Below are 20,128 nucleotides of genomic sequence, written 5' to 3'. Positions count from 1 at the left end.
GTAATGAAAATAAAAAAGAGACGGTGATGAACAATGGATAAACCTATTCATGAAAAAAAACTTACGTATCGTTTTCCAGAACATTTTTGGTGGGGAAGTGCTGCTTCTGGTCCGCAAACAGAAGGTGCGGCCTTGATTGACGGCAGGAAAGCCAGCATGTGGGATTATTGGTATAGCATAGAGCCCGAAGCTTTTCATAATGAGGTAGGACCGGGAGATACATCCGATTTCTATCATCGCTACAAACAGGATATTCAACTTATGAAGGAAACGGGTCATAATTCCTTTCGTACCTCGATTCAATGGTCAAGGCTGATTCCAGAAGGTGTCGGAACAATTAATCAGCAGGCCGTGGATTTTTACAATAGGGTCATTGATGAGTTAATTGCCAATGATATTGAGCCGTTCATGAACTTATACCACTTTGATATGCCTATGTGCATGCAGGAGAAAGGCGGCTGGGAGTCCCGCGAAGTGGTAGATGCCTATGTAAACTTTGCCGAAACCTGCTTTTCTTTGTTTGGAGACCGGGTAAAGTATTGGTTTACCTTTAACGAACCCATTGTCCCTGTTGAGGCCAGCTATTTATATAATTTGCATTTTCCGAAGGTTGTAGATTTTAAGCGGGGGGCACAGGTCGCCCACAATACGATTGTTGCTCATGCGAAAGCGGTTGCAGCATTTAAGAAGATGCATCTTAATGGTCAAATTGGGATTATCTTAAACTTAACACCCTCATATCCAAGAAGTGAGGAAGCAGAAGATGTGAAGGCTGCACATATCGCCGATTTGTTCTTTAATCGCAGCTTCCTTGATCCGGTAACAAAAGGCGAGTACCCGAAGGAGTTAATTGATATTTTAAGAGATAGAGAGCTTCTGCCTGCGGTTGAACCGGGAGATTTGGAGATCATTCGGAACCATCCTATCGATATTCTAGGCGTAAACTATTACCAGCCGCGCCGTGTGAAGGCAAAGGAGAATCCAGCACCGATAGACGCTCCGTTTATGCCGGAACATCTCTTTGATCCATATCTGATGCCGGGGCGGAAAATCAATCACCATCGCGGCTGGGAGATTTGTGAGGAAGTGATCTATGACATAATGATTGATATTCGCGATCATTATGGTAATATTCCTTTCTTTATCTCAGAAAATGGTATGGGTGTTGAAGGGGAAGAGAAGTTTCGAAATGAACAGGGTTTCATTGAAGATGTTTATCGTATCGAGTTTATCCAGGAACATTTGAAATGGGTCCATAAAGCTCTTGAAGAAGGAGCAAACTGCCTTGGTTATCATCTTTGGACATTTATGGATAACTGGTCATGGACGAACGCCTATAAAAATCGATACGGATTAGTAGAAGTAAATTTAAAGGACAATTTAAAGCGAACGATTAAGAAATCAGGCAGATGGTATAAACAGGTGTCTGAAAGCAATGGGTTCTGATTAGCGTCTGCTAAACTCAATGAATCTATTCTTATAGCATAAAGGGAGTGGCGTAAAATGGAAAAATACCTTCTAGGGATTGATTTAGGAGGAACAAATTTAAGGATTGCTGTTGTTACATCTGAAGGTCAGTTAATAGATGAAATCAATGTAAAAACTGAAAGTGATAAAGGACCGTATTATGTCATCGATCAAATGATTCAGCATTGCGAGGATATACTGAAGGAGCGAAATATTGACGCAATTGGAATCGGATCTCCTGGTCCTTTAGATGTGAAAAAAGGCTTAATTTTAAGTCCAAATAATTTGCCTGGATGGGACAATATCCCATTAGTGGACATGTTAGAAAAGGCTTTAAAGAAAAAGGTCGTTCTAGATAATGATGCAAATGCTGCTGCGCTTGCTGAGGCCATCATTGGCGCTGGTAAAGGGAAGGAGTCTGTTTTCTATATTACTGTTAGTACAGGAGTGGGCGGCGGCTTTGTCTTCCGGAAGCAATTACTGCAAGGTGCGAATTTTTGTGCCGGTGAAATAGGCAATCTCATAGTAGATTCAGACGGACCGCCGCACCACGCCTTGAATGTGGGTGCCTTAGAAACATTGGCTAGCGGAACAGCAGTGAAAAAGCGTGGAATAGAGCAGCTTGGAATTACAGGGCATGCAGGGGAAGTATTTGTACTGGCGATGAACGGTGACAAAGAAGCGCAGAAGATTGTCGATCAAATGATTACCTCCCTGGCAAAAGGGATTGCGAACATTGTTCATACGGTTGATCCGCACATTATTATCCTTGGAGGCGGAGTGATGCAGTCAGGGGACTACATTATGCCATTGCTTGTTGAGAGAGTAAATGATTTCTTATATCCACAGCTTCGGAATAAGGTAGAAATGGTGAATGCTTCCTTGGGTACAAAAGCGGGAGTGATTGGGGCAGCTTTATTGACACAACAAGCAGCGTTTTAGCAAGAGGGGGCTGACCATGAAAGCTTATATGGTATTTGATATTGGAGGAACGTATATTAAGTATGCGGTGATGAATGAGAACGGAACGAAGCTAGAGGGCGGGAAGGTTCCTACTCCTCAGGAGGGGTTAGAAGAATTTCTGCAGAAGATATCTGAAATTGTTACCCTGTATCGACAGTCTTATGCCTTTCAAGGGATTGCACTAAGTTCTCCGGGTGCAGTGGATGTGAAAAGCGGATATATCGGGGGAGCAAGTGCTATTCCTTATATCCACAATGTACCCATTACCGAATTGATAAGAGAACGAACTGATCTTGACGTTTCGATAGAAAATGACGCAAACTGTGCTGCATTGGCAGAAGGCTGGCTGGGAGCTGCCAAAGAAACAGACTACTATATTTGTGTGGTTATTGGCACGGGAATTGGCGGCAGCATCGTAATGAATCATACTATTTTACGCGGAGCGTCCCTTCATGGAGGAGAGTTTGGCTATATGATTATGGGAGACCCGCTGAACAATCCTTTGGAATCAACCTGGAGCCAAGTAGCTTCAACAAATGCTCTCGTCCAAGAAGTTGAACGGAGGAAGTCTCTGGAAAAGGGAAGCTTGGATGGGGAGAAGGTTTTTCTTTTAGCTGCAGAAGGTGACGCCGTTGCCGATGATTGTATAAAGATATTCTACAAAAAGCTAGCATCTGGAATCTATAATATCAAATACGCTCTTGACCCGGGGAAAATTCTGATCGGCGGGGGAATCAGCAAACGGCCAGAAGTTATTGAGGGCATCAACCAAGAATTAAAGCAATTAAAGGATGAAATCGCTACCCTCGATATTACGGTTGAAGCCTGTCATTTTGATAACGATGCCAATTTAATTGGTGCACTGTTTCACAATTTAAATCGAAAATAGTATTATTTGTTGGTAAATGGAGGTAACTCGGTGGAAAAACAGTATCGAATAGAACTTTTAGATGGTGAATACTGGTGGGGGGGGGCCGTAGCTGACGGGATCCATATGCCTTATGGGGAGAAACCATTTGAAAGAAAGCTAACCCCCAATTTAACACCTAATCAAGCTGCTCCCATCCTTATTTCTAATAAAGGAAGATTCGTTTGGTCAGAGGAACCTTTTGATTTCGCTTTTTCAAAAGACTTGCTGGAGATCTCTAACGCAAAAGGTGACATTCAACAAGGCGAGGGATATTTTCATCTAAAAGATGTGTATAAAGCGGTACAAGCAAAATTTTTCCCTCCAACTGGGAAGCTTCCTGAGCCCTTGATGTTTACATCACCACAATATAACACTTGGATTGAGCTCATGTACGACCAGGAGGAGGAAAAAATACTAGAATATGCTGAAGCCATTATTGCCAACGGGATGCCTCCTGGAATTTTAATGATTGATGATAATTGGCAGGAGGATTACGGCGTATGGACCTTTCATCCTGGCCGATTTAACCATCCCAAAAAAATGGTGGAACGATTACACCAAATGGGATTTAAAGTCATGCTGTGGACATGCCCGTTTGTTAGTCCTGATAGTTCTGTTTATCGAAAGTTATGGGCTGATGGTTTACTTTTAAAAGATGAGGCTGGAATGCCGGCCATTCGCCAATGGTGGAACGGTTACAGTGCGATTCTGGATTTAACAAACGAGGGTGCCGTGGACTGGTATCAACAGCAGCTTGACAATCTCGTAGAGTCCTACAATATTGACGGCTTTAAATTCGATGCCGGTGATCCTGTATATTATAAAGATACAGATAGGAGCGCAGTGCCAACTCATGCGAATGGGCATGCAGAAGAGTTTGCAAAGCTTGGAAGACGAAATCGTTTAAACGAATATCGAGCTTGCTGGAAAATGGCTGGTGAACCTCTCGGACAGAGATTGTGTGATAAATTACACAGCTGGGGAGATAATGGACTGGGGTCCCTTATTCCCAACGGTTTAGCACAAGGATTAATGGGCTACTACTTTACTTGTCCTGATATGATTGGCGGCGGCGAATATCAAAATTTCCTTGCCAACTCAGATAAATTAGATCAGGAGTTATTTGTTCGATATGCCCAATGCTCTGCTTTATTTCCGATGATGCAGTTTTCGGCAGCGCCATGGAGAGTTTTAGATCATGAACATTTTGGTTATTGTATTGAGGCAGCTAAGCTTCATGAAAGGTTAGGCAATGAAATACTGCAAATAGCGGAGAATGCTGCATTAAACGGTGAACCAATTATTCGACATATGGCGTACATGTATCCAAAAGAAGGATTCGAAACTGTGAATGATCAATTTATGCTTGGTGAGAATATTTTAGTGGCACCTGTAGTAACGAAAGGAACCACCAAGCGATTTGTTCAATTTCCTTCGGGTACTTGGCAGGATAGAGACGGTATAATCACTCAAGGACCGTGTAATCAATTAGTAGAGGCCCCACTATCGCATTTACCTTGGTTTAGAAGAGTTAGATAGTTGTTAGATATTGGAGCAGGATGAATACTAGTCATGATCAGTCTAGTGCCGTCATCTTTGGCGGCAAAGGCGGTGCAGAGATCGACCCGTAACCGGGTATGGATAAGGAGGTAAAGGTGGAATTGTCAAATCATAATAAACCAAATATCGTTTTTATTTTAAGCGATGACCAGGGGGCATGGGCGCTTGGCTGTGCGGGGAATCATGAGATTCGGACACCAAATTTAGACCGGCTGGCTGTTGAAGGAGTGAGATTCTCCAACTTTTTTTGTACCTCACCCGTCTGTTCGCCGGCAAGAGCCTCGTTATTTACGGGAAAGATTCCATCCCAGCATGGTGTACATGACTGGATTAGGGATGGGAATGTTGGAGACAAGCGGATTGAATATTTACAGGGGCAAACGGCATACACTGAAATTCTTGCCAAAAATGGTTATGTCTGTGGAATCAGCGGGAAGTGGCATTTGGGTGATAGTCTAAAACCGCAGAAGGGTTTTACTCATTGGTATGTTCATCAGGTAGGTGGGGGTGCTTATCATCACGCCCCGATGATTCGAAATGGTGAGCTGGTAAATGAAAGCAGTTATCTTACGGAGCTAATTACGGATGATGCCTTGCAATTTATAGAAAATCAGGATGGCAGTGGCCCCTTTTACTTAAGCGTGCATTATACGGCACCGCATGACCCATGGATCAATAGTCATCCGCAGGAGATTGTGGATTCTTATGATAGTTGTCCGTTTGAAACATGCCCGCAAGAACCAAGACATCCCGATTTGATTCAAACTGCACCAGAGGGGAGCAGGGAAAACCTAAAGGGATATTTTGCGGCTGTCACAGCCATGGATCAAAACATTGGAAGAATAGTAGATAAGCTTGATGATTTAGGCATCCGTGATCAAACCCTTATTTGTTTCCTAAGTGACAATGGATTTAATTGCGGTCATCACGGTATTTGGGGAAAAGGGAATGGAACTTTTCCTCAGAATATGTACGATACATCCGTTAAGGTTCCTGCCATTTTTTCACACCCTGGGATAATACCTAGTGGAAGGGTTTGTGATGAGCTAGTAAGCGGCTACGATTTTATGCCGACCCTTCTTGAATATACAGGATACCAAAATCCCGAAGCGGACAAACTTCCCGGAACAAGCCTTTTACCGCTTTTACTAGGACAGCAAAAACAGGGACAATCACATATCGTTATCTACGATGAATATGGCCCAGTGCGTATGATTCGTACGAAGGAATGGAAGTATATTCACCGCTACCCTTATGGCCCGCATGAATTATATGATTTAGCAGCTGATCCCGATGAGAGGAATAATCTTATAACTGATCCTGACACACAACAAAAGCGGATCGAATTGAAAGCCATGCTAGAGAACTGGTTTGTCCGCTATGTGGATTCGGAAAAGGATGGAACGCATGAAGGGGTTACAGGACTAGGTCAGTTGGATCTTGCTGGAACAGCAGGGGGTGGGAAAAGGGCATATCAAGATTTTAATGATTAGGAAATCGACAAAATCCTTGCAATGGCGATCGTCCTACACCTCCATGTAAATACAAAAAAGTATCAAAAATACAATTATTACTAAAGACAGAATTGAACACGCATTTATTTCCAGTGTTTATGGGGTTAGTAGATTCGTAACACTTGTCAATAGTATAAAAGAGGGAACCTTCTTTTCACGGGCGTAGCTGTGCTAATTTAACTCATAAAGTATTACTTATGGAGAACGATAGCCAGGTAAGCAGTTTTGTAGTTTTTGGGCTGCCGGACCAAAACAATCAATCCAAAAAGGGAAAAATGATTGAGTGGGCAGGTCAACCAAATGAAGCCTATAATCTTATCTCATACGCATGTAAAAAGTACGAGCTGGATGAAATAGAAGTGGCTGTCCCATGGTATGAATATGAAATGGAGAAAGAACTGCGCAGCCAGTCATTTTCGCTTCATCCAAATGATGGAACGGTCTATATTGTAAATCCCAAAAGGTTAGTAAAACAACTAGAACCCTATCTAAACGATAAACTTTTGGATTCTTTTGTTGCTAAATTGGCGGCTCATGAACATGTGGAAATAACCTTTGGAAATCAATCAACTACACTGACGATTAAAGAGTTCGTTTCATTTGTATTTGATTTTCAACCACAAGATGCAAGCATTCAAAACTTACAAAATGAAATAGGGGGTGTATTACCAATCCCGTTTCCCTATACAGCTGGGTTAAATTATGTATAGTAATGGACGGGAATTGTACGCCCTGTTTAAAATGTCGTGTTGACAGATTATTGGGTGTTGGCGTATATTGGAATTAATTGAAAATTTAGGTTAAAGTACGGTTATAGTTGTACCCACAACCCGTTAACGGTACTCGGAAAACGTTTGGATATAATTCCGAAAAAACATCGAATGATTTGTTGCTATGTGTAATGTTTGAATTTCATCTCTAAAATCGGCCTATCGGGGGATTGTCTTTTCATAATAATCATCGTTATATACAAAACCATCCAAGTGAAACTAAGGTGATAAATATGACATTTTTTAAAAGGTTTGATAACTTTTGGTTTTATTATAAGACACATATTTTAGTAGGAATTTTTATTATAGCTGCGGCGGTTCCACTGGTTGTTTTTGATAAAGATCAGAAACCAGCGGCTTTACATATTTCCCTGATAGGGAACGGCATCAGCCCGAAGAATCAGGAAGAACTTCAAAATGAAGCAACCGCTATTATTCTAGGGAAGGATGCAAAATCTGAAATAAGGTTGAACTTTTGGCAAGTGGATGGGCAAATCCGTTCAATGTCCAATATTGATTTATACCAGAAACTCCTAGCTCAAATAGGAGCGAAAGAGATTGATGTACTACTACTAGAAAAAAGTGATTTTGATCTTATGGTAAAAGAGGACGCCTTCATGGAATTGAATAATATTTTGGGTAATGATGGCATCAGAGCGGATAACGAATTTGGCATTGACGTAACGGGGAATCCAATTCTAAGCAACGCCGGTTATCACACGGAAAATAAAATAGTTTGTATCTTGAAAAATACAAAACATAAAGAAACTGCTGTTAGGTTTGTAGATTGGTTAGTGAAACAATGAATCTAGGACTTTAGTCTCTTCACTATAATTTAAAAAAGGTTGTGATTACCCTTTGAAACCTAATATTTTGTTAATGATGGTCGATCAAATGCGCGGAGATTGTTTAAGTATGCTAGACCATCCCGTAGTGGATACACCGAATATCGACCAGCTAGCCCGTAATGGAGTCCTGTTTAAAAATGCCTATACTGCAACCCCTACCTGTGTCCCGGCAAGGGCGTCGGTATTAACGGGAATGTCGCAAACCTCTACGGGCCGTGTGGGGTATCAGGAAAAGATTCCTTGGACCTATCACCATACATTGCCTGGTGAACTAGCAAAGGCTGGCTATCACACACAAGCGGTAGGAAAAATGCATGTGTTTCCCGCTCGGAATTTAGTCGGCTTCCACAATGTGGTTTTGCATGATGGGTATTTGCATTACAATCGCTTTAAGCACCAGAACCTTGAGGCGGAATCCTTTAATTTCAGCGGCGACGATTATTTGCTTTGGCTGAAAGAAAGAGCAGGGACAGAGACCGATTTGATTGATTTAGGACTTGACTGTAATGCATCGACAGTCGCAAGGCCTTGGCATTTGCCGGAGGCCTTGCACCCAACCAATTGGGTAGTTACTCAGTCGATTGATTTCTTAAGAAGACGTGATCCAACAAAACCATTTTTCTTAAAGATGTCCTTTGTCAGACCGCATCCGCCGTTTGATCCGCCGCAGGTATTTTTTGATATGTATAAGGATTTAGAACTTCCCGACCCGCCTGTGGGTGATTGGGCTGAACCTGAAGATTTAGAAAGAGCAGGCTATAACCCTATTACCTATAAAGGAAAGGTACCAAAAAATCGTCTGAAGCGGGCTCAGGCAGCCTATTATGCGCTGATTACCCATATTGATTACCAAATCGGCCGTTTCTTAATAGCGATGGAAGAGCACGGTGTTCTAAATAATACGGTTATACTTTTCGTTTCAGATCACGGGGAATTGCTGGGAGATCATCATCTTTTCCGAAAGGCCTTGGCCTACGAAGGAAGTGCGAAGGTTCCGTTTATTCTTTCTGACCCTGGGAATGTGCTGGGGCTTAAGAAAAATCAGGTGGCAAAAGAGGTTGTCGAGCTAAGAGATATTATGCCAACCCTGTTAGATGCGGCAGGTGTTGAGATTCCCAATTCTGTGGACGGAAAGAGCGTTCTGCCATTATTAAATGAGAAGCCAGGAGAATGGCGTGAGTATATTCACGGGGAACATGCATATGGCCAGCTTTCCCATCATTATGTAACCGACGGAAATGAAAAATATATCTGGTATTCTCAAACGGGGGAGGAACAGTTATTCAATTTAGTGCAAGACCCTCAAGAATTGAATAATCTAGCAAAGAATGAAGAATTTCAGGACCGTTTGGAATATTGGAGACAGAAGCTGGTGAAGGAGCTGCGCGGACGGGAAGAGGGTTTTGCGGATGGAAATAGACTTTTTGCCGGCTGTAAAACGAAAGCCTGCTTAGATCATTTGCTAAAAACAGTAGAATGATCGAAATATATTTTTGTTAATCGGGAAAACGTTTGGATTCATAAGAGAAAACATTTGGATATGGAACTAGAGGGGTGGTTCCTAATTGATAACCATCGCAAGTGAAATGTTTAAAAAAATGTTACTTGTAGAGAGGGGAGGCCAATATGGAGGAAAAGGGGCTAATAGGAAGATTATTTTATTTCTTTGAAAAGGTTATGAGAATTGCCCAATTTCAACTGCTCTGGGTATTGTTTACACTTTGTGGCGGGGTAATCCTAGGGATTATGCCTTCGACCGTTAGTCTCTTTACAGTTATTCGGAAATGGTTAATGGGGAACACAGAGGATCAATCATATTTTAAATTATACTGGACCACGTTTCGAAAGGAATTTTGGAAAGCAAATTTCCTGGGGGTTGTTCTAACCTTGGTCAGCCTTTTGATCTATCTCAATATTTCCTTTATGCCTTTCATTCCTGGAATTGCTTATTGGTTTAGCTTAGTCTTTGTGCTTATGTTAAGTATCCTATTTTTCATCCTACTATTATATATCTTTCCAATTTATGTTCATTTAGATTTAAAGTTTTCCCGGTACTTTAGTGTTGCTTTATTAATTGGGATATCTTCTCCATTCCATACACTTTCGATTGCAGCCGGTTATTTCAGTACCTATTTGTTGTTAAAAATGATACCTGGATTTATTCCTTTTTTAAGTATCGGTTTATTCGCTCTAGTGTCCATGTGGGTATCATTGCGGGTGTTTAAACGAATGGAACATAAGGAAGGAAGTGGACCATCAAAAGTGGAAAAAGCATTACTGAAAAGTTCGAATCCACAGCAGCTCAGAGAAGTTTAAGGCAAACTATTAAAATAGTAAATTTCATTGAAAGGAAGTGAGCGGAGATTGGCGAATTTACAAACTCCTGCAGAAAATGTTTTGGATGTAAAGGAACAAGCCGCGATGATAGTTCCAAAAAGGAAAAGTGCATTACAAAGGTTATGGAAAGAGCGTTATTTATATTTATTGTTATTACCAGGGCTTCTGTTTTTCATTATTTATCGGTACGTTCCGATGGCTGGAAACTTAATTGCTTTTCAAGATTATAGCGCATTTCAAGGCTTCTTAAACAGTGAATGGGTAGGTATGAAGCATTTTAAAACCATCTTTGAAGATAGTGAGGTCATTCGTGTATTATGGAACACATTATACCTATCCTTTCTTCAAATTGCCTTTGCCTTTCCAGTTTCTATTATTCTAGCACTTATGCTGAATGAAGTGAGGTCTTCTGTATATAAAAGGATCATCCAATCTGTTGTTTATCTTCCTCACTTTTTATCTTGGGTTGTTGTAATCGGTATGGTTACCATCCTATTAAAATCAGAAGGGATTGTTAATAAAGTTCTTGGAAGCGTTTTCGGTATGGAGGCAATTCCTTTTTTGCAAGACCCTAACTGGTTTATGCCACTGATTGTTTTAGAGGTTATTTGGAAAGAATCTGGCTGGGGTACCATTATCTTTCTTGCTGCTCTGTCGGGAATCAGCCCAAGTTTATACGAAGCAGCAGCCGTTGATGGTGCAAACCGATGGCAGCAAATTTGGCATATTACCTTACCTGCCTTAAAAAGTACCATTATTATTCTATTAATTTTGCGTCTAGGCAGTGTATTGGATGTAGGCTTTGAGCAAATTTACTTAATGTTAACTCCATTTACAATGGAAGTTGGTAATGTTCTAGATACATTTGTTTATTTGAAGGGGATTCAAAACTCCGACTTTAGCTTTGCCACCGCGGTTGGTTTATTCAAATCCGTTGTCGGACTGATCTTAATTGTGACGGCAAACCGCTTGGCCAGAAAATTTGGTGAAGATGGAGTCTACTAAGAAAGGATGAAATCATGTTGGCTAAAAAAAGGAGACTGTCAGAAAAGATTGTTGATTCAACCAATATTATTCTTCTCGGAATAATTGCGCTAGCGATGTTATTTCCATTTTATTATATGTTTGTGGTTTCCTTTGCTACCTATGAGGAATTCGTTAAATCAGATTTGCTTCTTATGCCTAAAACCTGGGTGCTCGATGCCTATGAGTATATTTTAGGCTCGAAAGAATTTATCCGTTCATTGGGAGTTACGGTTTATGTCACAGTGGTCGGCAGTTTGATAAGTATTATGCTTACAGCCATGATGGCCTATGCTTTAACGAGAAATATTCTGGGACAAAAAGTTTATGTTTTTCTTGTTTTATTTACTTTTGTATTTGGGGCTGGGATGATTCCAACCTATATGGTTGTTCAAGCAACAGGATTAATGGATACACTCTGGGCTCTTATTATTCCAGGTGCTATTAGCTCCTTTAACCTCATCGTCATGCGGCAGTTTTTTTTGAGCTTACCAATGGACTTGACGGAAGCTGCGATTATTGATGGTGCAAACGATTTACAGATATTTGGAAAAATTATTCTGCCACTGTCAAAACCGGCGTTAGCAGCGTTTGGATTATTTTATGCGGTAGGATATTGGAACTCCTATTTTACTGCATTACTTTATTTAAGTGATCCGGCTAAGTGGACGGTACAGGTCGTTCTAAGACAGATGGTCATTCTGAATAAATCCAACTTACTAGATGTCGGTATGCAAGCAGGGATGGATCAGCCGCCGCCAGCCGAGACAGTAGGGATGGCGGCGATTCTCCTAGCTACAGTTCCAATTTTGATTGTCTATCCATTCTTACAAAAACACTTTGCGAAAGGAGTGATGCTTGGTTCTGTGAAAGAGTAATGACTAAACGAATATGAAAAGGTTTGAAAGTTCGCAAGTTTGAAAGTAAACATTTAATAGGGGGGAATTACTTTAATGAAACGTTTTTTATCAGTAACTCTATCGACTGTTCTTTTGGCAGGATCACTTGCTGCCTGCGCACCAAATGATGAAGCCTCATCTAATAAAAGTTCAAAAGATGGTAAAGTATCGATTACGTGGTTTGATGGAACTTGGGAAAACCCAGTGCCGGAGCCAGGAAATGAAGCAGTTAAACAGCTAAATGAAAAGTTTAATATTGACTTTAAAGCACAGTATATTCCTTTTGACCTTTATACTGATAAGCTCACCGTTAAAATGGCTTCTGGTGATATTCCAGATGTAATTGGAACAGAGGGTGCAGATACAAACTATGTCAAGTGGGCAAAGCAAGGCGCGTTCCTGCCATTAAATGATTATGTGGAAAAATATGAAAACTTTAAAGCGATCCCGCAGTCTGTATGGGATGCTGTAAGTATAGATGGGGAAATATACGGGATTCCACTCTTTTTCCCGGCATCTGGCGGTAAAAAACCAATCATCCGTCAGGACTGGCTTGATAAATTAGGTTTAGAAATGCCTACAAACTTTGAGGAATTAGAGGAGGTTGCGATTGCTTTTGCAACAAAGGATCCAGATGGTAATGGAAAAAATGACACGGTAGGGTTAGGTCTTGGGAAAGGGATAGTTTATGATCCTTCCTTTGGTGCCTATTGGGGCAATAGCTGGTACCATAAAAATGAGGACGGGCAATTAATTCCAGGGCAAATCTCAGAAGGAAGCAAAGAAAAAATCACCTCTTTAAATAAGCTGTTTAAAGCTGGTGCACTTGATAAAGACTGGGCAGTTAAAGAATATAATGAAGTCTTTAAGGACTTTAATGCAGGTAAAGTAGGAATTTGGTATGAACAGCCTGGAACTCAAAAAGGGGCCCAGCCTAACAATCTTGACTTAGCTACTTTGAGAAAAAATGCACCTGATGCGAAAATTTCAGCTATTCCAGCATTTGAGCAGCCTGACGGAAAATCCGGGTATGTATTCGGAAGCGGTTATTACCGAATTTGGATGTTAAACGCAAAATTGAATAAAGATTCTAAAAAGGTTGAGAAAATCTTGGAAATGATGGACTTTATGGCCAAGTATGTACCTGCTGATGAACAAACTGCGGACAATGAATATTTTGATTGGACGATGGGCGGCGAAGGCAAAGGGTATACCATTGTTGATGGGCAGCCGGAAAAATCAGAGGATTATAGTAAATATGCGCCATTAGCATTGTTCAACGAGAAGCTGGGTGGATTTGAAATTGGTGAAAAAGTAATGGAAGATTACGCTAAACAATCCAAGGCTCCAGAGGCAAAAGAATTTAATGCTATCATGTTTGAAATGCTATCTAAATCGAATTACTACATCAGCCCTGTTGGTCGGATACACTCTGATGTATATAATGAAGAGATGGCTGCTTTAAATGAGTATGCTGCGAATGAACAAACCAAAATGATTGCGGGTCAAAGACCGATTTCTGAATGGGATGAATTTACAAATGAGTTTTTATCTAAAGGCGGAAAAGATGTAATTGAGGATGTTAATAAACTACTCGATGAAAATAAAATTGAAGGTGAATGGTTGAAATAAAACAACCGGTGAAGTAACAGGGACATGGGACAAGAACCGTGTCCCTGGGCTTTGACAAATATGAAAGCGGGACAAGAAATCTGACCCTCCGTCCCTGCCTCTGTCCCGTCCCGCATGCTGATATCTCTGGAATGATGGGGGGTATAATAGTATAATAAAGAAATATTATTAGGTGCGAAGAAGAAGGTTGAAAAAACCTATTAAAATGATAGATAAAGTTAGAAGTCTGAGGTGTATTTGTTGTGGCGAGATTAAAGGATATTGCTGAATATGTAGGGGTTTCTATCTCAACTGTTTCACGAGTCATTCAAAATGATCAAACACGAAATGTGAACCAAGAAACGAAAAACAAAATATGGGAAGCAGTAAAAGAGCTAGGCTATGTTCCAAATCAGCATGCCCGCAATCTTGTAAATAACAAGCAAGAAAAAAGTAAGACAAGAACGATGAAAATTGGCTGGGTCGCCAATCCGGCACAGGCAGAAATCAACCCCTATTTTGCGCAAATCTATAATGGAATTCGTGATACGTTAGGGGCAAATGATTATACCCTCATCACGATTACTAAGGGTGAGCTTGAAAATGAGTCATTGCTTATGAAAACCATTTATGACTTGGGACTTGAAGGACTTTTGCTCATTGAAAGGATGGATGAGAGTCTCCTTGGATATATTCAGCAAACGATTCCTGTGGTAGGATTGGACTTTTTCTATACGGATCAGAATATAACGATTATCGATTACAACCGCGAAGCTGCAATCAAGAAGGTGGTTCAGTTTTTTGTAAGTCAGGGACATCGGGAAATCGGATTTATTGGCGGTGGCTTCAATGACGGATTTGAAGATATCGAGGCAGAACACCGGTTTAGAGGATTTCTAGCGGCAATGGAGGAAGAAGGACTTGAAGTCCGGGCTGATTGGATTATAAATACAAAGTGGAGGATGGAAAATAGCTATAAGGAAATGGATCAGTTTATCAAAAGAAGCAGAGAGCATTTGCCAACTGCCATGGTTTGCGCCAGTGATATGATGGCCATCGCTGCGATGAGAGCAACGATTGAAAACAATCTAAGCATTCCAGGGGATATCGCATTCTTTGGAGTAGATAATATAGAAATGGCAAAATATTCGTCACCACCTCTTTCTACTGTGGAAATCCCTAAATATGAAATGGGGCGTTTGGCGGCGAAGACCATTATGGGAATGCTTGAAGAGAAAAATACCCTTCCTCTTAAGATTATGCTTCCATTTGAATTAGTTATTCGAGAATCATCCAATATAAAACGAACCTAAAAGGTTCTTTTTTCATCCATTGTTGGAAAACGTTTGGATAAACTCGGGAAAATAAATACAACGCAAGGAATTATAAAAGGAGAGAAAAAGAGATGAAAACGTTGACGGCAATCGTAATCGGAGCTGGTGACAGAGGGGCAAGAGCCTACGCCCCATATGCTTTGACATACCCTAATGAATTAAAGATTGTTGGCGTAGCAGAGCCGGGAGTAGAAAGAAGAACGAGATTACAGCAGACACACGATATACCCGAAGTAAATTGTTTCGAGTCGTGGGAGGAAATCTTAAGTAGTGGACAAAAGATGGCAGACATTGCGATTATTTGTACACTCGACCGAAATCACTTTAAACCAACAATGCGAGCATTAGAACTCGGTTACCATGTTCTACTGGAAAAACCAATGTCTCCTGACCCAATGGAGTGTATCGCAATGGAACAGGCAGCGAAAAAGTATAATCGGCAGCTGACAATCTGTCATGTTCTGAGGTATACCGAATTTTGGTCCGCGATTAAAAAGGTGATAGCAAAAGGGGAAATTGGTGAGGTTGTTTCACTGCAATTAAATGAAAATGTAGAAGCAATGCATATGTCCCATAGTTTTGTACGTGGCAACTGGAATAACAAAGAGAAGTCAAGTCCGATGATCCTGCAGAAATCATGCCATGATATGGATATCATCTCCTTTGTGATAGGAAAAGAATGTAAACGTGTTAGTTCCTATGGTTCACTCATGCACTTTAAAGAGGAAAATGCCCCTGCTGGAGCGCCGCAAAGATGTCTAGAGGGCTGTCCAGTTGAACTGGAATGTCCATTCCATGCAGGAAGGTACTATCTTGGCGAAGGTAGGGGCTGGGCGAAGAAATTTACTGAGGATTATACAAATGAAGGCATCATTCAAGCATTACAAGAAACACCATACGGAAAATGTGTCTACCGTTCAGATAATAATGTAGTTGACCATCAGGTTGTTAATATGGAATTTGAGGACGGGGCAACTGCCACATTCAGCATGTGCGGCTTTACAAGAGAGCAGACAAGGATTGTTCAAATTATGGGAACAAAAGGCGAAATTCGTGGGAATATGGAGGACAATCGTATATCCATTTTTAATTTCCTGACAAGGCATGAAACAGTGATTAAATTTGACCACCCTGTAGGCGGACATGGGGGCGGTGATAACGGTATCGTAAGAACATTTCTAAGGGAAATTCAATTTGGAAATAACGAAGACGGAGTTTCCTCGGCATCTGCATCCGTTAGAAGTCATCTTATGGCATTTGCTGCTGAGGACTCCCGATTAAACGAGGGACAATCAATCCAAATTGATGAATATTATAACAGTTTACTAGAGCGAAGTTCTAGATTGGGAAAGTAAACAAATGCAAGATATAAATCGGTAAAGACGATTCGGTCCCTGCGAATCGTCTTTTTACTATTTATGTAGGTTTGATTCCGTAGGAATTTAAATTGCCTGATAAACTGGTTCTTTGGTAAAATCTCCTTCTATTATTATCTGATTTTACTAAAACGAACTCGATAAAACCCATTTAATTTATACCCGAATTCAGTAGATTGCAAGGGTCAAACCCTTAATGCGCCATTGTTTATCAATGTTTTCATATCAATGCTAATCTTTACTACACTCCTATAGTACGATTTTACCATCATGATAAAGTCTAAAAATTACCAATATATCAATATATTTTAGTAAAATACATCATGAAAACATTTACTTTTAGTAAAACTACTATTATAATAACCCTATAAACAGCTAGGAGGGATAAAATGATGAACGTACCAAAGAAATGGAAATTATTTTTTCTTTTTACAATTGTAGCAACATTGCTTTTATCTGCATGCAGCTCATCCAATACAACGGAAGATAAAGCAGAAGATGGCAAAGTTAAGTTAAGGTTTGCGACGTGGGATGTAGGTGATGATGTCAAGCTGCAACAAGGATTAATTGATCAATTCAATGCTGAAAATAGCGATATAGAAGTAGTCTTGGAAGCTTACGGCGGAGACTATGACACGAAGATTACTGCAGGAATTGGTGCTAAGGATGCTCCGGATATCATGTATATGTGGAATTATCCTCAATATAAAGATGCTCTTGAACCGCTTGATTCTTATATAAAAGATAGAGGGGAAGAGTACAAGGGGAACTTCTATGAAGCATTATGGAACTATAACTCCGTTGGAGAAGATATTTACGGTCTTCCGGTAGGTTATACGACACATGTAGTTTACTATAATAAAGATCTTTTTGATGCAGCCGGAATTGAGTATCCTCAAGCTGGATGGACATGGGATGATCTACAGGAAGCAGCTAAGAAGCTGACAGATAAAGAAAAGAAAATCACTGGATTTGCTTTCCCAGGCCAGCCTGACCCTTATGATTTTGAAATGTATTTATGGGGCAATGGTGCCTCATATGTAGACAGCAAAGGCAAGTTAGCTGGAAACTTGAATTCCAAAAAATCAATTGAAACGTTTACCATGTTCCAAAATATGTTGGAAGACGGTATCGCGATTACCACAGAAGGCTGGGGTGATACTGAAATGAAATCAGGCAGAGTTGGGATGTTTATTAACGGTGCCTGGTACCTTTCCGCATTTAAAGAGGCTGGAATCAACTATGGGGTTGTTGAAATCCCTGTATTCGGCGATAACCCAAGTGCAAGTATCGTAAGTTCTTCTGGTATAGCGATGTCAAAGGATTCAAAACACAAAGAAGCAGCCTTTAAATTTATGGAGTTTTGGACAGGTGAACAAGCAAATAAAGAACGTCTTTCATTTGAACTCCCAGTTCTTAAGAGTGTAGTAGAATCAGAAAAACTCCAAGAAGATCCAATTAAAAATGTCTTTTACAAAATGCTGGAACAAAGTGAAGCCTATACACCGACATCCTTTGTAACAGATGACTGGAGTAAGTTATCCGAGGATTTAAGCTTAGTCTTTGAACAAATCTTTAATCCTAGTACACGTGTCAATCCTAAAGAGGCTTTAGATAGTGTAGCCAAGTAAGATTGTTAATTGATCTGAATGAGGATATATCATGGCTTCATGATATATTCTCATTTTTATACGTTTTTTAAATGGGTTTTCTAAAAGGTCACACCATTAAGAGGGAAATATATGTTTACTAAAACGAACAAACAAAAGAAATTCACATTAGTCCGTAAAAGAGTGCCATTTTTATTTATTTTACCGTGGATCATCGGTTTTATTGTTTTTACTTTAGGACCCTTAGTTTTTTCATTAATCATGAGTTTGTTTGATTGGCCAATTGCCGGGGAAGCGAAATTTATTGGACTTGATAACTTTAAGAAGATGTTTACGGCTGATCCTCAGTTTTATGATTCGCTCGCTATCACCTTGAAGTTCGCATTAATATTTGTTCCATTAAACCTCTTTGTTGCTTTGGTACTCGCACTGCTTATCACGCAGCCAATCAAAGGAATTAAGATATTTAGAACCATCTTCTATCTGCCGGCCGTTGTATCCGGTGTGGCTGTGTCGATTATATGGGGTTGGATGTTTAACTCTGAGTATGGGGTTTTAAATTATATATTATCATTACTTGGTATTGAAGGACCGAACTGGCTGATTGATCCTAAGTGGGCAATCATCACCATTGTGATTGCAAGTGCTTGGGGCGTCGGGACCATGATGTTAATTTTTTACACAGATATAAAAGGAATTCCGCATGAAATGTATGAAGCTGCATCCATTGATGGAGCGGGTCCCATCAGGCAGTTTGTTAGTATTACGATTCCTACGATTACACCGACCATCCTATTTAATGTCATCACATCTGTTATCGCCGCATTGCAGCAATTAACGTTAGTGCTTTTATTAACAGGCGGCGGACCATTAAAATCGACTTATTTCTATGGACTATTTGTCTACAACAATGCCTTTAAACATCATGAACTTGGTTATGCCAGTGCAAATGCTTGGTTTATGTTTATCATCATCCTGATATTGACGATGATCATCTTTAAGTCATCCTCTGCATGGGTATTCTATGAGGCTGAAGTGAAAAAGGAAAAAAAGAGAGGTAAAAGTAAATGAAGATAACCCGAAAACATAAAATCATTGTTTACAGCATTCTTGTCCTCTTTTCTCTTTATTTTCTATTTCCGTTTATATGGGCTTTCATTACTGCACTTAAATCAGAAACAGAGGTATTTAGCTTTCCACCCAAATTTGTACCTGATGTACCGCTATTTAGTAATTTTATGGATGCCTGGAACAGCCAGCCATTTGGAACGTATTTTAAGAATTCGATGATTGTTACCGTGTTAACCACCATCGGTCAGCTCATATCCTGTTCCTTGGTTGCCTATGGTTTTGCAAGATATGACTTTAAATTTAAAAACATTCTTTTTATCCTGCTACTTTCAACGATGATGATTCCGTGGGATGTTACGATGATTCCGCTTTATATGGAATTTAACATGTTCGGCTGGATCAATACGTTAAAACCACTGATTGTCCCTGCCTTTTTTGGCTCAGCATATAATATCTTTTTGCTAAGGCAGTTTTTAATGAACATACCTAAAGATTTAGAAAATGCAGCGAGAATTGATGGAGCAAACGAATTTCAAATCTTTTATAAAATTTTCCTGCCAATCATGAAGGCTCCTTTAACCTTGATTGCTGTTTTAAATATTATTTTGGTTTGGAATGACTACTTAGGACCACTGATTTATTTGAATGATCAATCTAAATATACGATGGCACTTGGTTTAGCATCATTCCAAGGTGTCCATGAGCTTCAAATTATTCCAATTATGGCGATGACGCTTGTTATGATCATTCCGCCAGTCATCGTTTTTGCTTTTGCGCAGAAATATATTGTTGAAGGAATAAGTGGCTCAATCAAGTAATAAAGTTCGGAGGAAGA

At 40.1% G+C, this 20,128-nt stretch carries 17 protein-coding genes; all 17 read left to right on the top strand.

Features of this window, described 5'->3' with window-relative positions; all coding sequences use genetic code 11:
* Window positions 1-33: 33 nt before the first annotated feature.
* The 17 genes from MLOOGBEN_RS02805 (at window position 34) to MLOOGBEN_RS02725 (ending at window position 20,111) form a co-directional block, all read left to right on the top strand.
* Window positions 34-1,446, top strand: coding sequence for a glycoside hydrolase family 1 protein (locus MLOOGBEN_RS02805; protein ID WP_179156723.1), 1,413 nt, complete (start codon window positions 34-36; stop codon window positions 1,444-1,446).
* 57 nt (window positions 1,447-1,503) lie between these two features.
* Window positions 1,504-2,409 carry an ROK family protein gene (locus tag MLOOGBEN_RS02800; RefSeq protein WP_179156722.1) on the top strand — a complete coding sequence of 302 codons (906 nt, stop codon included), beginning with the start codon at window positions 1,504-1,506 and terminating at the stop codon, window positions 2,407-2,409.
* A gap of 16 nt (window positions 2,410-2,425) precedes the next feature.
* Complete coding sequence (locus tag MLOOGBEN_RS02795; RefSeq protein ID WP_179156721.1) at window positions 2,426-3,319, top strand: ROK family protein; 894 nt, start codon at window positions 2,426-2,428, stop codon at window positions 3,317-3,319.
* 30 nt (window positions 3,320-3,349) lie between these two features.
* Window positions 3,350-4,879, top strand: coding sequence for a glycoside hydrolase family 31 protein (locus MLOOGBEN_RS02790; protein WP_368737747.1), 1,530 nt, complete (start codon window positions 3,350-3,352; stop codon window positions 4,877-4,879).
* 122 nt (window positions 4,880-5,001) lie between these two features.
* Window positions 5,002-6,393 (top strand): sulfatase family protein, encoded by a 1,392-nt coding sequence (locus MLOOGBEN_RS02785; RefSeq protein WP_256988809.1) that lies wholly within the window; start codon window positions 5,002-5,004, stop codon window positions 6,391-6,393.
* A gap of 218 nt (window positions 6,394-6,611) precedes the next feature.
* A complete protein-coding gene (locus MLOOGBEN_RS02780; protein ID WP_179156719.1) occupies window positions 6,612-7,124 on the top strand; it encodes a hypothetical protein in 513 nt (170 codons plus the stop codon).
* A gap of 293 nt (window positions 7,125-7,417) precedes the next feature.
* Window positions 7,418-7,990, top strand: coding sequence for a hypothetical protein (locus MLOOGBEN_RS02775; RefSeq protein WP_179156718.1), 573 nt, complete (start codon window positions 7,418-7,420; stop codon window positions 7,988-7,990).
* Between the two features lie 52 nt (window positions 7,991-8,042).
* Window positions 8,043-9,512, top strand: coding sequence for an arylsulfatase (locus MLOOGBEN_RS02770; RefSeq protein ID WP_179156717.1), 1,470 nt, complete (start codon window positions 8,043-8,045; stop codon window positions 9,510-9,512).
* A gap of 146 nt (window positions 9,513-9,658) precedes the next feature.
* Entirely contained in the window at window positions 9,659-10,348 is a 690-nt protein-coding gene (locus MLOOGBEN_RS02765; RefSeq protein ID WP_179156716.1) for a YesL family protein, read from the top strand.
* A gap of 105 nt (window positions 10,349-10,453) precedes the next feature.
* Complete coding sequence (locus MLOOGBEN_RS02760) at window positions 10,454-11,374, top strand: ABC transporter permease (protein ID WP_179156874.1); 921 nt, start codon at window positions 10,454-10,456, stop codon at window positions 11,372-11,374.
* A gap of 14 nt (window positions 11,375-11,388) precedes the next feature.
* Window positions 11,389-12,270 carry a carbohydrate ABC transporter permease gene (locus MLOOGBEN_RS02755; RefSeq protein WP_179156715.1) on the top strand — a complete coding sequence of 294 codons (882 nt, stop codon included), beginning with the start codon at window positions 11,389-11,391 and terminating at the stop codon, window positions 12,268-12,270.
* 75 nt (window positions 12,271-12,345) lie between these two features.
* Window positions 12,346-13,923, top strand: coding sequence for an extracellular solute-binding protein (locus MLOOGBEN_RS02750; RefSeq protein ID WP_179156714.1), 1,578 nt, complete (start codon window positions 12,346-12,348; stop codon window positions 13,921-13,923).
* A 242-nt stretch (window positions 13,924-14,165) separates the two neighbouring features.
* The gene (locus MLOOGBEN_RS02745) at window positions 14,166-15,215 is read left to right on the top strand and encodes a LacI family DNA-binding transcriptional regulator (RefSeq protein ID WP_179156713.1); all 1,050 of its coding nucleotides are present in this window, start codon (window positions 14,166-14,168) and stop codon (window positions 15,213-15,215) included.
* A 92-nt stretch (window positions 15,216-15,307) separates the two neighbouring features.
* Window positions 15,308-16,591 (top strand): Gfo/Idh/MocA family protein, encoded by a 1,284-nt coding sequence (locus tag MLOOGBEN_RS02740; RefSeq protein WP_179156712.1) that lies wholly within the window; start codon window positions 15,308-15,310, stop codon window positions 16,589-16,591.
* Between the two features lie 410 nt (window positions 16,592-17,001).
* Window positions 17,002-18,243, top strand: a complete 1,242-nt coding sequence (locus MLOOGBEN_RS02735) for an ABC transporter substrate-binding protein (protein ID WP_256988807.1) — start codon at window positions 17,002-17,004, stop codon at window positions 18,241-18,243.
* Between the two features lie 111 nt (window positions 18,244-18,354).
* The gene (locus MLOOGBEN_RS02730) at window positions 18,355-19,293 is read left to right on the top strand and encodes a carbohydrate ABC transporter permease (RefSeq protein WP_179156711.1); all 939 of its coding nucleotides are present in this window, start codon (window positions 18,355-18,357) and stop codon (window positions 19,291-19,293) included.
* Window positions 19,290-20,111, top strand: a complete 822-nt coding sequence (locus MLOOGBEN_RS02725) for a carbohydrate ABC transporter permease (protein WP_179156710.1) — start codon at window positions 19,290-19,292, stop codon at window positions 20,109-20,111. The genes MLOOGBEN_RS02730 and MLOOGBEN_RS02725 overlap by 4 nt, the downstream gene beginning before the upstream one ends.
* The last annotated feature ends 17 nt before the right edge of the window (window positions 20,112-20,128 follow it).

Origin of the sequence: Bacillus sp. EB106-08-02-XG196 (assembly GCF_013396335.1) — a bacterium.
Lineage (GTDB): Bacteria > Bacillota > Bacilli > Bacillales > Cytobacillaceae > Neobacillus.
The sequence above is the reverse complement of the archived record's forward strand: the minus strand, read 5'-3'. Positions and strand labels throughout refer to the sequence as shown.

What these genes read in the sequence shown, in the direction of transcription:
- MLOOGBEN_RS02805 (WP_179156723.1), top strand. Translation starts at nt 34, where the DNA reads ATGGATAAACCTATTCATGAAAAAAAACTTACGTATCGTTTTCCAGAA.
- MLOOGBEN_RS02800 (WP_179156722.1), top strand. Translation starts at nt 1,504, where the DNA reads ATGGAAAAATACCTTCTAGGGATTGATTTAGGAGGAACAAATTTAAGG.
- MLOOGBEN_RS02795 (WP_179156721.1), top strand. Translation starts at nt 2,426, where the DNA reads ATGAAAGCTTATATGGTATTTGATATTGGAGGAACGTATATTAAGTAT.
- MLOOGBEN_RS02780 (WP_179156719.1), top strand. Translation starts at nt 6,612, where the DNA reads ATGGAGAACGATAGCCAGGTAAGCAGTTTTGTAGTTTTTGGGCTGCCG.
- MLOOGBEN_RS02775 (WP_179156718.1), top strand. Translation starts at nt 7,418, where the DNA reads ATGACATTTTTTAAAAGGTTTGATAACTTTTGGTTTTATTATAAGACA.
- MLOOGBEN_RS02765 (WP_179156716.1), top strand. Translation starts at nt 9,659, where the DNA reads ATGGAGGAAAAGGGGCTAATAGGAAGATTATTTTATTTCTTTGAAAAG.
- MLOOGBEN_RS02760 (WP_179156874.1), top strand. Translation starts at nt 10,454, where the DNA reads ATGATAGTTCCAAAAAGGAAAAGTGCATTACAAAGGTTATGGAAAGAG.
- MLOOGBEN_RS02755 (WP_179156715.1), top strand. Translation starts at nt 11,389, where the DNA reads ATGTTGGCTAAAAAAAGGAGACTGTCAGAAAAGATTGTTGATTCAACC.
- MLOOGBEN_RS02750 (WP_179156714.1), top strand. Translation starts at nt 12,346, where the DNA reads ATGAAACGTTTTTTATCAGTAACTCTATCGACTGTTCTTTTGGCAGGA.
- MLOOGBEN_RS02740 (WP_179156712.1), top strand. Translation starts at nt 15,308, where the DNA reads ATGAAAACGTTGACGGCAATCGTAATCGGAGCTGGTGACAGAGGGGCA.
- MLOOGBEN_RS02735 (WP_256988807.1), top strand. Translation starts at nt 17,002, where the DNA reads ATGATGAACGTACCAAAGAAATGGAAATTATTTTTTCTTTTTACAATT.
- MLOOGBEN_RS02730 (WP_179156711.1), top strand. Translation starts at nt 18,355, where the DNA reads ATGTTTACTAAAACGAACAAACAAAAGAAATTCACATTAGTCCGTAAA.
- MLOOGBEN_RS02725 (WP_179156710.1), top strand. Translation starts at nt 19,290, where the DNA reads ATGAAGATAACCCGAAAACATAAAATCATTGTTTACAGCATTCTTGTC.